This is a genomic window from Novosphingobium profundi, from assembly GCF_018491765.1.
In the GTDB taxonomy this organism is placed as follows: Bacteria; Pseudomonadota; Alphaproteobacteria; order Sphingomonadales; family Sphingomonadaceae; genus Novosphingobium; species Novosphingobium profundi.
In genome coordinates, this window is sequence record NZ_JABWCU010000005.1 from 43,324 (window position 1) to 56,082 (window position 12,759).

The window sequence follows — 12,759 nt, forward strand, 5'->3', positions numbered from 1 at the left end:
GGCGGTTGCTCTCGCCCCTCGCCTTGTTGTAAGGGCGCCCGACCAGTTTTCCAACGGACTCGCCGCGTAGCCGCCGCGCGCCCGCCCTTTCAGGGCAGGGCATGGCCTCGGATACATGCGGCGGGCACAAGACAAGAGCGGACCCGATGGCAGGCCATTCCAAGTTCAAGAACATCATGCATCGCAAGGGCGCGCAGGACAAGAAGCGCTCGGCGCAGTTCAGCAAGCTCAGCCGCGAAATCACCGTGGCCGCCAAGATGGGCATGCCCGACCCGGACATGAACCCGCGTCTGCGCGCCGCGGTCAACGCCGCCAAGGCGCAGTCGATGCCCAAGGACAACATCCAGCGCGCGATCGACAAGGCCTCGAAGGGCGATGCCGAGAACTACGAGGAAGTGCGCTACGAGGGCTATGGCCCGGGCGGCATCGCGATCATCGTCGAGGCGCTGACCGACAACCGCAACCGCACCGCCACCAACGTGCGCACCGCCTTTGCCAAGAACGGCGGCAACCTGGGCGCTTCGGGCGCGGTCTCGCACGGCTTCGAACGCCTCGGCCTGATCGAGTACCCGGGGTCGGCCGGCGATGAGGACAAGGTCCTCGAGGCCGCGATCGAGGCCGGCGCCGACGACGTCGAGAGCGACATGGGCGATGGCGACGAGAACCCGGGCAGCCACCAGATCTGGGTCTCGGTCGATGCGCTGCACGAAGTCGCGCGCGAGCTCGAGAAGGTGCTCGGCGAGGCCGAGGGCGTCAAGCTGGCGTGGAAGCCCAACCTTACGGTCGCCGTCGATGCGGATACGGTCGGCACGCTGATGAAGCTGGTCGATACGCTCGAGGACGACGACGACGTCCAGACCGTCTGGGGCAACTACGAAATCTCCGACGAAGTCATGGCGACGCTGGGCTGATCGGGCTTCGTGGCGACCGGGGTTCACCGCTGACATGCTGGCCCTGGTCGTCCGCGCCCTGCTTTCGGGGGGCCTGATCGTCGCCATTGCCGAAGTGGGCAAGCGCCTGCCGGCCGTGGCGGCACTCGTGGCCTCGCTGGCCGCTGGTTTCGGTGCTGACGTTGGTGCTCTGCCTCGCGATGGTGCACCTGGGGCCGCGCTTGGGCCTGAGGATCTGAGACCATGATCATCATCGGGCTCGATCCCGGTCTCACCTGCACCGGCTGGGGCGTGGTCGCCAAGAGCGGCAGCCGCCTCAGCCACATTGCCAACGGGCAGATCCGCACCAACGCCAAGGCCTCGATGGCCGAGCGCCTGGTCGAACTCGACGCGGCCCTCCTCGACGTGATCCTTCACCACCGGCCGGATGCGGGTGCGGTCGAGGAAGTCTTCGTCAACGTGAACCCGCAATCGACGCTGAAGCTGGGCCAGGCGCGCGGCGTCGCCATGCTGGCGATCGCGCGCGCGGGGCTGCCGGTGGCCGAATATCCCACCAAGGTCGTCAAGAAGGCGCTGGTGGGGACGGGCGGCGCGGACAAGAAGCAGATCCAGCACATGCTCAAGGTCCTCCTTCCCGGCGTGCACCTGGCGGGCGAGGACGCCTCGGACGCGCTCGCCGTTGCCATTACCCACGCCAACATGCTCGGCAGCCACCGCTAGCCTGCGGGAACCGCAGCGGCCCTCGCGCGGTTTGCAGCGGCATGAGCAAGAGTGACGAAGACTGGATGCGCCGCGCGGTCGAACTGGCGGTGGAGCGCAAGGGGCGCGATCCCGCCAATACCCCGATCGCCGCGCTCGTGGTGCAGGCCGGCACGCTGGTCGGCGAGGGCGTCAACCGCACCGCCGAGCGCTGCGATGCCACCGCCCACGCCGAGATCGAGGCCTTCCGGGCGGCGGGCCGGGCGACCGGCGCGATGCGGATCGAGGGCGCCACGCTCTACTCCACGCTCCAGCCTTGCGGGATGTGCACGATGGCCGCGATCTGGGCCGGGGTCTCGCGCATCGTCTACGGTGCGGGGCGCGAGCATGTCCACGCGATGTACTTCGAGGACCGCCACCTCTCGACGCTCGACTTCGTGGCCGATGCCTACAAGGACGATCTCTCGCTTGCGGGCGGTGTGCTCGCAAGCGAATGCGCAAAGCTCTATTTCGGCCCCGACGACGAGGTCCCCGAGGACATGCAGGCCAACGACTGAGGCCCTACATATCCTCGCGTTCGAGTGCGGTCTGGTAGTTGTAGACCGGATCGGGCGCGCACGTGCCGGCCCGGATGTAGAGGCAGGGCGTCTCGTGGGGAAGGCGGCCGCAGGCGATCTTGCGGTAGCCTTCGAGGCCCGCCGGTGGCCTGTCCTCCAGGATCAGGGCATTGGCCGCGCGGGCCAGTTCGCGCGGCAGCGGCAACTCGCGCTCGTAGACGCCCTTGGGCGCGATCGAGAGCGGCAGCGCGCGCGGCAGCAGCGCGGGCACGACGTGGTAGTCGAGGCTCTCGGCCACCGCGAGGCGGCAGACCTTCGGGTCGTTCGCCGCCCGGATCGCGAGATGGGTGATGGCATGGCCGCCCCGGAATGCCGAATAGCCCCCCGTCGCCGAGAACGACGCCAGGTTGAGCAGTGCCCAGAGCGTCATCGCGGCCAGCAGGCTGACCGAAGCCAATCGCTCAGGTGCCACGCGCGGCTTCAGCACGCGCTCGCTCAGGCGCAGCGAACCGATCGCGGCCAGCACCAGCAGCACCAGCGTCGAGAACCACACGAAGCGGTACTCCTTGTGCGCGATCAGGCTGTGCAGCGCGATGTTGACGACGGCGGCGACCAGCAGCGGGGCGAAACGACGCCCGCTCGCCAGCGCACAGCCGAGGACCACGACGAGCGCCGCGGCCCCGAAGTGCAGGTAATAGTCGAGCGCGTATTGCCAGGGCGGGCGCACCCCGAACGTGGCGGCCCGGCCCGCCTCGATGTTCTGCTGCAGGTTGATGAAGAACCACGAGAACGGCACTGCGCCTGCGGCAAGGTCGCTGAGCGCGCCCGCGGCGAGGGCGAGGGCCGCTCCTGCCAACAGCGCCAGGCGCCCTTGCGGGCCGCGCCACAGGCTAGACGCGGCAAGGATCAACCCGACCGGGGCATACTGGAAGCGGACGAGCACCGCGAGCGTGAGCAGGAACCCGCCGAGGCCCAGGCGCCGCCCCCGCGCCGCAGGGTCGAGCAGGAGTCCGGCGGCCAAGAGCAGCAGCGCCGAGGCAAGGCTCTCGGAGAGCAGCAGGTTGGAGAGGAGGATGCTCTCCCACCACACCGCGACGACGAACAGCGCGACGAGGCCGTGCCGACGCGAGACTTGCGCGCCCAGCAGCCAGGCGCCCGGCAGGGCGAGCAGGGTGAACGCCTCGAACACGATCCGGGCGAGGTAGTAACCCGTCTCGGTCCCGGGCGCGAAATGGCGCCCGAGCCAGAACGGCACGCTCAATAGCTGCGGGATCAGGCTGTTGCGAAGGCCCAGACGCGTTTCCCAGGGGCGAATGCCGTGGCCGGTGGCCAGGCGATTGGCCTGCTCGGCATACTGCATCAGTTCGTCGGGGTGGGCCGCGTCGAAAGGCGACCAGGCCAGCGCGCGCAGGACGATGGCGAGCACCACCAGGGCCGCGATCGCCAGCCACCAGGCCCCGGGGGGCACACGAAGCCCGGCTGGACGAAGCGCCATCGCGCTCCTGCGAGAATTCCCCATGGCGTTTCCATAGGAGCGTGCCGGGCGCTTGTCATCGCAAACAATGGCAAGGCCGGAGGGGACAGCCGGGCACTTGCCCCTTGTCCCCCGACCATGCCCCGTGCATAGGAAGCGCATGGGGAACAAACCATGATCGCAAAGCTGACCGGCCTGCTCGACGACACCGGACCCGACTGGGCGGTGATCGACGTCAACGGGGTGGGCTATCTCGTCCATTGTTCGGCGCGCACGCTCGACCACCTCGGCATCCGGGGCGACAAGGTCGTCGTCCACACCGAGATGCAGGTGTCCGAGACCGACCAGCGCCTGATCGGCTTTACCTCGGCGGCCGAGCGCAACTGGTTCCGCCTGCTGACGGCGGTGCAGGGGGTGGGCTCGAAAGTCGCGCTGGCGATCCTCTCGGCGCTCACCACCGAGGAACTCCAGCGCGCCTGCGCCGGGGGCGACAGCGCGATGGTTGCGCGCGCCAACGGCGTCGGCCCCAAGCTGGCAACGCGCATCGTCAACGAATTGAAGGACAAGGCGGGTGGCATGCCCACCGCGCCGGGGGCGCCGGGGATCGTCTCGGCCGCTTCGGCCCCGGTGGGCTCTGCCAGCGCCGACGCCGTCTCCGCCCTCCAGAACCTGGGCTTCAAGCCCGCCATCGCCAGCACGGCGGTGGCGCAGGCGATAGGCGAATTGGGCGAGGACGCCGGGCTCAACGATCTTGTCCGGGTTGCCCTGAAGAAGGCGGCGGGGTGAGCGTGGGCTCGCACCTGAACCTGAAGTCGGCGGCGGTGTCCGTTTTGGCCGCGTTGACCCTGGCAAGCGGCGCGGGTGCCGAAGATGCGACGCCGCGCACCGGCCCGGTCTTCGCCAAGTATGGGAAGACTTACGCGGTCGAGGCGGACATGAAGATACCCGAGGGTACCGAATTCAAGGTGGCCTTCGACGTCTCGGCCGCGGCCAAGCCGGGAGAGATCAACCGCGGCTTCGACAGCGCGGCGCGCTTCATCAACATGCAGGTCGCCGCCGGCGTGCCGCTCGACAAGGTGCATGTCGCGCTCGTCGTGCACGGGGCGGCAGGGCGCGACCTGCTCGACAGCCTCGGCTACGCCAGTCGCACTGACGGGGCGAGCAACGCCAACGCCCCGCTGATTGCCGCGCTCCACGCCAGGGGCGTGCGTGTGATCTTGTGCGGGCAGAGCGCGGCGGCGATGGGTCTTGGCAAGTCCGAACTCCTTCCCGGCGTGGAAATGGCGCTCTCGGCCATGACCGCCCACGCCCTCCTCCAACAGGACGGCTACACGCTGAACCCCTTCTGATGAGCGAAAACCCCATCCTCTCCCCCGCCCCGCAGCCCGAGGACGCCGATGCGGCGCTTCGCCCCAAGACCTTGTCCGATTTCGTCGGTCAGGAAGGGGCCAAGGACAACTTGCGCGTCTTCATCCAGAGCGCCAAGTCGCGCCGCGAGGCGATGGACCACACGCTCTTCTTCGGTCCGCCGGGCCTGGGCAAGACGACGCTGGCGCAGATCGTCGCGCGCGAACTGGGCGTTGGCTTTCGGGCCACTTCGGGCCCGGTGATCGCCAAGGCGGGCGACCTCGCCGCACTGCTCACCAACCTGGAACATGGCGATGTCCTCTTCATCGACGAGATCCACCGCCTCAACCCGGTGGTCGAGGAAGTGCTCTACCCGGCGATGGAGGACCGCGCGCTCGATCTCATCATCGGCGAGGGGCCCTCGGCGCGCTCGGTGCGCATCGACCTGCCGCCCTTCACGCTGATCGGGGCGACCACGCGCCAGGGCCTGCTCCAGACCCCCTTGCGCGACCGTTTCGGCATTCCGGTGCGCCTCCAGTTCTACACCGTGCCCGAATTGGAGCACGTGGTGACGCGCGGCGCGAACCTGCTCGGGATCGGCATGGACAAGGGCGGGGCGACCGAGATCGCGCGCCGCTCGCGCGGGACTCCGCGCGTTGCCGGGCGCCTGATGCGCCGCGTGCGCGACTTTGCCCACGTCGCGGGATCGGACGTGATCACCCGCGCCATCGCCGACGATGCGCTGACCCGGCTCGACGTCGATTCGATCGGCCTCGACATGCAGGACCGGCGCTACCTCATGATGATCGCGGACATCTACAAGGGCGGCCCGGTGGGCGTCGAGACGCTCGCGGCGGGGCTTTCCGAGCCGCGCGACACGATCGAGGAAGTGATCGAGCCCTACCTGATCCAGCTCGGCCTTGTCGCACGCACCGCGCGCGGGCGCTGCCTCAACGATCGGGGCTGGCAGCATCTCGGGCTGACCCCGCCGGCGGGACCGCAGGGGGGCTTGTTCGATTCGCCAGGGGGCATGGACGGCGACTGACCGGGGCCGGGAAGGGCCGTCCCCGGGGCGGATACCTGTCGTAATGGTTTACACTTTGCCTTCCGAAAAGTCCCGTTTCGATACAGGGGCGAGCAAGGCCCTCCCAATTCTCGCAAAAATTCGCTTCAAGGGCGTGGATACAGAGTTAACGCCATTGTCGTGTTAACCGCTCTCTGCGTTGAGTGGAGTAGAAACAGGATGCGAGAAGGTGCTGGCCGGCGGCGGCGGCGGCTCTTGCCAGGGTAGCGAAGAAAGCAGCGCATATGTCGATCCGGACCGCCATTGCCAAATTGTCAGCCTGCGCGGCTGGCTGTGCCGTGATCGGGGGCGGGGCGGTGCACGTCGCGGAAACCCAGGCGCCCACCACCCAGTACCACAAGCTCAAGCAGGCCAAGGTCGCGGTCAAGCCGCGCCCGGCAAAGCGCCTGATCCCGCGCGCGAAGCCGCGCGAGACGCGGCGGGAACGCCTGATCGATAAGCCGCCGGTCGAATCGCAGCTGGCCATGGTTCCCGTACCCCCGCCCTATATCCCTCCGGCACCCGCGCCCCTTCCGGCTGGCGGCAGCGGAGGCACTCCGGTGGTGATCGGCGGGTCGAGCGGCGGCTTCGGTGGCTTCGGGGGCGGTTTCTTCGGTGGCTTCTTCGGAGGGGGCGGCAGTTCGGGTGGCGGGACCGTGGTGATCACCTCGACCACCAGCGGCGGGTCGACGAGCACGTCCTCGTCTTCGTCGTCTTCCTCCTCCTCCTCGAGTTCGTCGTCGTCCTCCAGCAGTTCCTCGGGCGGCGACGGGTCGACCACCACCAGCACGACCACGACGAGCACTTCGGGCGGCGACACCACGACGACGACTTCGACCACCTCGGGTTCGGATACGCCCTCGTCTTCGACGTCCACCTCGTCCTCGTCCTCGACTTCCTCCTCGACATCGTCGTCGAGCTCGAGTTCGACCGGTGGCGACACCACGACTTCGACGACGAGCGGCAGCACCACGACCGGCGGCAACGCCCCGCCACCGCCGACCGACGTGCCCGAACCGCCCATGCTGATCCTGTTCGGCGCGGGCGCGGCGGCGGTCTTCGCGCGGCGGCGCCTGGGTCGCAAGGGCTCGGCGGCGGCCTGACACGTCCACCCACGAGGTGCGAAGCAAAAGGGCGGTGCCGATGGCGCCGCCCTTTTTCATTTGGGTCCGGCGTGCACCGGGGCTTGCGGCATTGCGCAACGAAAAGGCCCCGTCCGGCAATGCCGGACGGGGCCTTTTCGTTGCGCGTTACGCGAGCGGCGTGTGGATCAGGCTGCGGCGAGGTTGCGCAGCACGTACTGCAGGATGCCGCCGTGCATGTAGTATTCGACCTCGTTGGCCGTATCGATGCGGCACAGGGCGGTGAAAGTGAAGGTCGAGCCATCGGCGCGGGTCACTTCGACTTCGACGTCCTGGCGCGGCTTGATCGAGGCGACGCCCTTGATGGTGAAGGCATCCTCGCCGGTCAGGCCGAGCGATTCGCGGGTGTCGCCGTCCTTGAACTGGAGCGGGAGCACGCCCATGCCGACCAGGTTCGAGCGGTGGATGCGCTCGAAGCTCTCGACGATCACGGCGCGCACGCCGAGCAGGTTGGTGCCCTTGGCTGCCCAGTCACGCGACGAGCCGGTGCCGTATTCCTTGCCGGCGATGACGACGAGCGGCGTGCCGTCGGCGGCATGCTTCACCGCGGCGTCGTAGACGGCCATGGTTTCGCCCTTGTACGACGAGAAGCCGCCTTCGGTGCCCGGGACCATCTCGTTCTTGATGCGGATGTTGGCGAAGGTGCCGCGCATCATGACTTCGTGGTGGCCACGGCGCGAACCGTAGGAGTTGAAGTCCGCCTTGGCGACCTGGTGCTCCATCAGCCACTTGCCGGCCGGGCTGTCCGCCTTGATCGAACCGGCGGGCGAGATGTGGTCGGTGGTGACCGAATCGCCCAGGATCAGCAGCGGCTTGGCCTCGAGGATGTCCGAAACCGGCTTCGGGGTCATTTCCATGCCCTCGAAGTAGGGCGGGTTGGCAACGTAGGTCGAAGCCGGCTTCCACGCGTAGGTTTCCGAGCCGGTGACGTTGATCGCCTGCCAGTGCTCGTCGCCCTTGTAGACGTCGGCGTAGCGGGCCTGGAACATCTCGCGGTCAACGCAGGCGTTCATGGTCGAGGTCACTTCCTCGTTGGTCGGCCAGATGTCCTTGAGGAACACGTCCTGGCCGTCCTTGCCGGTGCCGATCGGGGTGGTGGTGAAGTCTTCCACCACGGTGCCCTTGAGCGCATAGGCGACGACGAGCGGCGGCGAGGCCAGGAAGTTCGCGCGCACGTCGGGCGAGACGCGGCCTTCGAAGTTGCGGTTGCCCGAGATGACCGCCGAGGCGACCAGGTCGTTCTCGTTGATCGCCTTCGACAGCGGATCCGCGAGCGGGCCCGAGTTGCCGATGCAGGTGGTGCAGCCATAGCCGACGAGGTTGAAGCCGACGTTGTCGAGGTGCTTCTGGAGGCCGGCCTTGTTGAGGTAGTCGGTGACGACCTGCGAGCCCGGGGCCAGCGAGGTCTTGACCCAGGGCTTGGGCTTGAGGCCCAGTTCGTCGGCCTTCTTGGCGACGAGGCCGGCGGCGACGAGAACCGAGGGGTTCGACGTGTTGGTGCACGAGGTGATCGCGGCGATCATCACGTCACCATCGGTCAGCTGGTAGTCGGCGCCGGCAACGGGGACCGACTTGAGCTCGCGCTTGTAGAGCTCGGCCATGTCCTTGTGGAACACATCGTCGACGTCGGTGAGGACGACCTTGTCCTGCGGACGCTTGGGACCGGCGAGCGAGGGCACGACGGTCGAGAGGTCGAGTTCGAGGGTCGAGGAGAACACCGGCTCGGGTGCCGAGGCGTCCATCCAGAAGCCCTGCTCCTTGGCGTAGGCTTCGACGAGCGCGATCTGGCCTTCCTCGCGGCCGGTGAGGCGCAGGTAGTCGAGGGTCTTCTCGTCGATGCCGAAGAAGCCGCAGGTCGCGCCGTATTCGGGGGCCATGTTGGCGAGCGTCGCGCGGTCGGCGAGCGACAGCGTGGCGAGGCCCGGACCGAAGTATTCGACGAACTTGCCGACCACGCCGTGCTTGCGCAGCATGTTGGTGCAGGTCAGCACGAGGTCGGTGGCGGTCACGCCTTCCTTCAGTACCCCTGTGAACTTGAAGCCGACGACTTCGGGGATGAGCATCGAGACGGGCTGGCCGAGCATCGCGGCTTCGGCTTCGATGCCGCCCACGCCCCAGCCAAGGACGCCGAGGCCATTGACCATGGTGGTGTGGCTGTCGGTGCCGACGCACGTGTCGGGGTAGGCGACGAGCTCGCCGTTCTGGTCCTTGTCGGTCCACACGCTCTGCGCGATGTTTTCCAGGTTGACCTGGTGGCAGATGCCGGTGCCCGGGGGAACCGCGTAGAAGTTGTCGAGCGACTTGGAACCCCACTTGAGGAAGTCGTAGCGCTCCATGTTGCGCTGGTACTCGATCTCCATGTTCTGTTCGAACGCCTTGGGCGTGCCGAACTCGTCGACCATGACCGAGTGGTCGATCACGAGGTTGACGGGAACCTGGGGGTTGATCTTCGAGGTGTCACCACCGAGCGCGGCGATACCGTCGCGCATCGCGGCGAGGTCGACCACGCAGGGAACGCCGGTGAAGTCCTGCAGGAGCACGCGGGCGGGACGGTACTGGATTTCCGAACCGGTGACGGGGTTCTTCTGCCAGTCGGCCACGGCCTGGATGTCGTCGGTCGAGACGGTGAAGCCGCCGTCCTCGAAGCGCAGCATGTTCTCGAGGAGGACCTTCATCGAGAAAGGAAGGCGCGAGACGTCGCCGATCTTCTCGGCGGCCTTCTTGAACGAATAGTAGGCGACGGTCTTGCCGCCGGCGGTCATGGTGCTGCGGGTACCGAGCGTATCCTGTCCGACCTGGGTCATGTGGGCGTTATTCCCTTCCTGTGATGTCTGTTTCCACCGCCGTGGCCACGCGGCCTTGGGCCTCGGGCGCTGTTGCGATGCGACAAACGGATTCGTCGGCTCGCCGATGCGCGTTGAACGGCCTCAGGTCAAGGGGGCAGGGCCTGCTACATTCGTCTAGGTTTCGGCTGGCGAAATTTTGTTTCGCGTGCCCACCCAGCATCCCGCCACGATCAGGACGGTTCCGGCAAGAGTCGCAATCGCCACGTTTTCTTGGAATATGAGCCAGCCCAACAGCGCGGCCCAGGGGAAGGCGGTGTACTCTATCGGCACGAGCACTTGCGTTTCGGCGCGCGCATAGCCCCAAGAAAGCAACAGGTGGGCAAGTGCGGCGCTCGCCGCGGCCAGCGCCACCAGCCCCCATTCGATGCCGTGGGGCAGCACGAAGAGCAGCGGCGCGGGAAGCGCGACGTAAAGTGTGCAGAACAGGTTCTGGAACAGCGTGATCTCGCCCGGGCGGGTCATCTGCGCCTGCTTGCGCTGGAGCACGAGGTTGACCGCGTAGAACACCGCGGACAGCAGCACGGCGGCAATGCCCTTCACCGTCTCGGGCGAGGTGTCGAGCGTGCCGAAGCGTCCGCTGCCGATCACCGCGACGCCCACGAGCCCGAACAGCGAGGCCAGGATCGCGCGGGGGCGCACGACCTCGCCCAGCATCAGCGCGGCGAGGAACAGCGCGATGATCGGCGAGATGAACGAGATCGCGATGGCCTCGGCCATGGGGATGCGCACGAGGCCGTAGAAGAACAGGCTGGCCATGCTGGTGGTGACCGCGGCGCGGATGGCGTGGAGGCGCAGGCGTTCGCGCGTCGGGCGCACCGGGCCGCTCAGGGCCCAGATCGGCAGGGCGAAGAGCGTGGCGAGCGCATTGCGCAGGAGCAGTGCGGAGTAGACCCCGACCACCAGCGAGGCGCCTTTCATCGCCGCGTCCATCGCGCTGAACGCGCCGATGCCCGCAATCACCGCCAGGATGGCGAGCCCGTGGCGCGCCGCGGGCGCCATGGATGCAGCGATGACGGGTTGCGTGATGGGGGGCGGAACCGGTTCGGAAGCGGGGGCGTTCATGGCTTGCAAGCTGTGGTCCGGGGGCAACTTATTCGCAAGCAATTCATCCCAGCGACAGGCACGATGCTTGAAGGTCGTGCTATAAAAGCGCACATCGCGCCCTGTCGGCTGCCCTTCGCGAAAGGGCGGCGGGGCGGTCCATTGTTTCTACCGGCGGAATTCGAAACCTGATGAATACCTTCCAGCGCAGGGCCTGCGGTCTTCTCTCGAGCCTCTCGGCGCTTTCGCTCATGGCCCAACCCGTTCTCGCTCAGAGCCGCGCCGGCGCCATGCCCGAGGACATCCTCCCGCGCCCGCACAAGCCGGCGCCGCAGCCTTCGTCGGCGCCGAGCGCGGCACCGACCAACGCGCCGGCCGCGGGGCAGACCGCTGTGCCCCCGGCGCCCGATGCGAACGACCTTCGCACGACCTCCGATCCCGTCGTGCAGGACCTGTTCCTGTCCGAGCCGGTGATGCCCTGGGCCGCGTCGGACGCGCAGGCGCTGCTCACCACGATCCAGCAGATCGGCAAGGAAGGCCTCGTGCCGGCCGATTACCAGCCCGCCGCGCTCAAGGCCGCGATCGCGAACGGCGAGGGCGATGCGCTCGACACGCTGGCGAGCAAGGTGTTCGGCTGGCTGATCGAGGACCTTCGCGATGGGCGCACTCCGATGCCTGACCGCGTGCAGTGGTTCGCTGTCGACCCCGACCGCGACGACATGCCGACCGGCAAGATCATGGCCGAGGCGCTTGCCAACCACGACGTCACGGGCGTCGTCGCCGCGCTTGCGCCGACCGTGCCGGACTACGCCGCGCTCAGGGCCGAGCTGGCGGCCACGCCGATGGCCAAGAAAGACCGCCGCCTGCTGATCATGGCCAACATGGATCGCTGGCGCTGGCTCAAGCGCGACCTTGGCGATGTCTACCTCCTCACCAACGTGCCCGAGTTCCAGCTGCGCCTGACGGTCAAGAACAAGATCATCCGCACTTACAAGACGGTGGTCGGCAAGCCCGGGCGCACCGCGACGCCGCAGCTGGCCGAAACGGTCTCGGCGGTCGTCTTCAACCCGACCTGGACCGTGCCGCAGTCGATCACCAAGGGTGAGGGGCTGGGCCAGAAGGTGCTCAACAACCCCAACTGGGCACGCAACGCGGGCTACAAGGCGACCAAGGACGCCAATGGCAACGTGTGGGTCGTGCAGCAGCCGGGGCCGAACAATTCGCTGGGTCTCATGAAGATCGACATGCCCAACGAGCACGCGATCTACCTGCACGACACCCCCGCCAAGCAGTTTTTCAACGAGAAGGTGCGCGCCTTCAGCCACGGCTGCATCCGCACCGAGCGCGCGGTCGAGCTGGGCATGACCATGGCGATCCTGGGGGCGGGCATGACCGCTTCGGAAGCGGCCGACATTTCGCGCTCGGGCAAGTACACCAAGGTCGAGATGACCCGCACTTTCCCGGTCTACCTCACCTATTTCACGATCGCGCGCGACATCGACGGCACCTTGCAGACGTTCGCCGACCTCTATGGCCGCGACGCGCCGGTCCTCGCCAGCTTTCAGAAACCGCGCGAGCTCAAGACCAACCAGCGCAAGAGCGACGAGGAAGTGATCAAGCTCGACAACCCGCTGTGAGGGGAAAGGTCTTTCCGGGCGACGTGGCCTCTCGGAAAGACCTTGCCATGCCCGCGCCGGGCT

The 12,759-nt window shown here is 67.6% G+C and carries 11 protein-coding genes; 8 read left to right on the forward strand and 3 right to left on the reverse strand.

Annotated features, from left to right (window positions below; all coding sequences use genetic code 11):
* Positions 1-146: 146 nt before the first annotated feature.
* The 3 genes from HT136_RS05545 to HT136_RS05555 all read left to right on the forward strand — a co-directional run bounded on the left by HT136_RS05545 (position 147) and on the right by HT136_RS05555 (position 2,146).
* Positions 147-911, forward strand: a complete 765-nt coding sequence (locus tag HT136_RS05545; protein ID WP_214198581.1) for a YebC/PmpR family DNA-binding transcriptional regulator — start codon at positions 147-149, stop codon at positions 909-911.
* 222 nt (positions 912-1,133) lie between these two features.
* Complete coding sequence (ruvC, locus tag HT136_RS05550) at positions 1,134-1,610, forward strand: crossover junction endodeoxyribonuclease RuvC (RefSeq protein ID WP_214198582.1); 477 nt, start codon at positions 1,134-1,136, stop codon at positions 1,608-1,610.
* Between the two features lie 41 nt (positions 1,611-1,651).
* Complete coding sequence (locus tag HT136_RS05555) at positions 1,652-2,146, forward strand: nucleoside deaminase (protein WP_214198583.1); 495 nt, start codon at positions 1,652-1,654, stop codon at positions 2,144-2,146.
* A gap of 4 nt (positions 2,147-2,150) precedes the next feature.
* Here the strand turns inward: HT136_RS05555 and HT136_RS05560 are convergent, their stop codons facing one another.
* Complete coding sequence (locus tag HT136_RS05560; protein ID WP_214198584.1) at positions 2,151-3,641, reverse strand: glycosyltransferase family protein; 1,491 nt, start codon at positions 3,639-3,641, stop codon at positions 2,151-2,153.
* Positions 3,642-3,794: 153 nt separating this feature from the next.
* Between HT136_RS05560 and ruvA the strand changes: the two genes are divergently transcribed.
* The 4 genes from ruvA to HT136_RS05580 all read left to right on the forward strand — a co-directional run bounded on the left by ruvA (position 3,795) and on the right by HT136_RS05580 (position 7,133).
* Positions 3,795-4,406 (forward strand): Holliday junction branch migration protein RuvA, encoded by a 612-nt coding sequence (gene ruvA / locus HT136_RS05565; protein ID WP_214198585.1) that lies wholly within the window; start codon positions 3,795-3,797, stop codon positions 4,404-4,406.
* Entirely contained in the window at positions 4,403-4,969 is a 567-nt protein-coding gene (locus HT136_RS05570) for a DsrE family protein (RefSeq protein WP_343222114.1), read from the forward strand. The genes ruvA and HT136_RS05570 overlap by 4 nt, the downstream gene beginning before the upstream one ends.
* Positions 4,969-6,012: a Holliday junction branch migration DNA helicase RuvB gene (ruvB, locus tag HT136_RS05575; RefSeq protein WP_214198586.1), complete on the forward strand. Its 1,044-nt coding sequence runs from the start codon at positions 4,969-4,971 to the stop codon at positions 6,010-6,012. The genes HT136_RS05570 and ruvB overlap by 1 nt, the downstream gene beginning before the upstream one ends.
* A gap of 263 nt (positions 6,013-6,275) precedes the next feature.
* Positions 6,276-7,133, forward strand: coding sequence for a PEP-CTERM sorting domain-containing protein (locus HT136_RS05580; protein WP_214198587.1), 858 nt, complete (start codon positions 6,276-6,278; stop codon positions 7,131-7,133).
* Positions 7,134-7,300: 167 nt separating this feature from the next.
* On the opposite strand, the gene acnA is transcribed toward HT136_RS05580, so the two are convergent.
* Both acnA and HT136_RS05590 read right to left on the reverse strand, forming a co-directional pair.
* Complete coding sequence (acnA, locus tag HT136_RS05585) at positions 7,301-9,976, reverse strand: aconitate hydratase AcnA (RefSeq protein ID WP_214198588.1); 2,676 nt, start codon at positions 9,974-9,976, stop codon at positions 7,301-7,303.
* Between the two features lie 156 nt (positions 9,977-10,132).
* Positions 10,133-11,080 (reverse strand): DMT family transporter, encoded by a 948-nt coding sequence (locus tag HT136_RS05590; RefSeq protein ID WP_214198589.1) that lies wholly within the window; start codon positions 11,078-11,080, stop codon positions 10,133-10,135.
* Positions 11,081-11,250: 170 nt separating this feature from the next.
* Here HT136_RS05590 and HT136_RS05595 point away from each other — a divergent pair, with 170 nt between their 5' ends.
* The gene (locus HT136_RS05595) at positions 11,251-12,696 is read left to right on the forward strand and encodes a L,D-transpeptidase family protein (protein WP_214198590.1); all 1,446 of its coding nucleotides are present in this window, start codon (positions 11,251-11,253) and stop codon (positions 12,694-12,696) included.
* Positions 12,697-12,759: the final 63 nt, after the last annotated feature.

What these genes read in the sequence shown, in the direction of transcription:
- HT136_RS05545 (WP_214198581.1), top strand. Translation starts at nt 147, where the DNA reads ATGGCAGGCCATTCCAAGTTCAAGAACATCATGCATCGCAAGGGCGCG.
- ruvC (WP_214198582.1), top strand. Translation starts at nt 1,134, where the DNA reads ATGATCATCATCGGGCTCGATCCCGGTCTCACCTGCACCGGCTGGGGC.
- HT136_RS05555 (WP_214198583.1), top strand. Translation starts at nt 1,652, where the DNA reads ATGAGCAAGAGTGACGAAGACTGGATGCGCCGCGCGGTCGAACTGGCG.
- HT136_RS05560 (WP_214198584.1), bottom strand. Translation starts at nt 3,641, where the DNA reads ATGGCGCTTCGTCCAGCCGGGCTTCGTGTGCCCCCCGGGGCCTGGTGG.
- ruvA (WP_214198585.1), top strand. Translation starts at nt 3,795, where the DNA reads ATGATCGCAAAGCTGACCGGCCTGCTCGACGACACCGGACCCGACTGG.
- ruvB (WP_214198586.1), top strand. Translation starts at nt 4,969, where the DNA reads ATGAGCGAAAACCCCATCCTCTCCCCCGCCCCGCAGCCCGAGGACGCC.
- HT136_RS05580 (WP_214198587.1), top strand. Translation starts at nt 6,276, where the DNA reads ATGTCGATCCGGACCGCCATTGCCAAATTGTCAGCCTGCGCGGCTGGC.
- acnA (WP_214198588.1), bottom strand. Translation starts at nt 9,976, where the DNA reads ATGACCCAGGTCGGACAGGATACGCTCGGTACCCGCAGCACCATGACC.
- HT136_RS05590 (WP_214198589.1), bottom strand. Translation starts at nt 11,080, where the DNA reads ATGAACGCCCCCGCTTCCGAACCGGTTCCGCCCCCCATCACGCAACCC.
- HT136_RS05595 (WP_214198590.1), top strand. Translation starts at nt 11,251, where the DNA reads ATGAATACCTTCCAGCGCAGGGCCTGCGGTCTTCTCTCGAGCCTCTCG.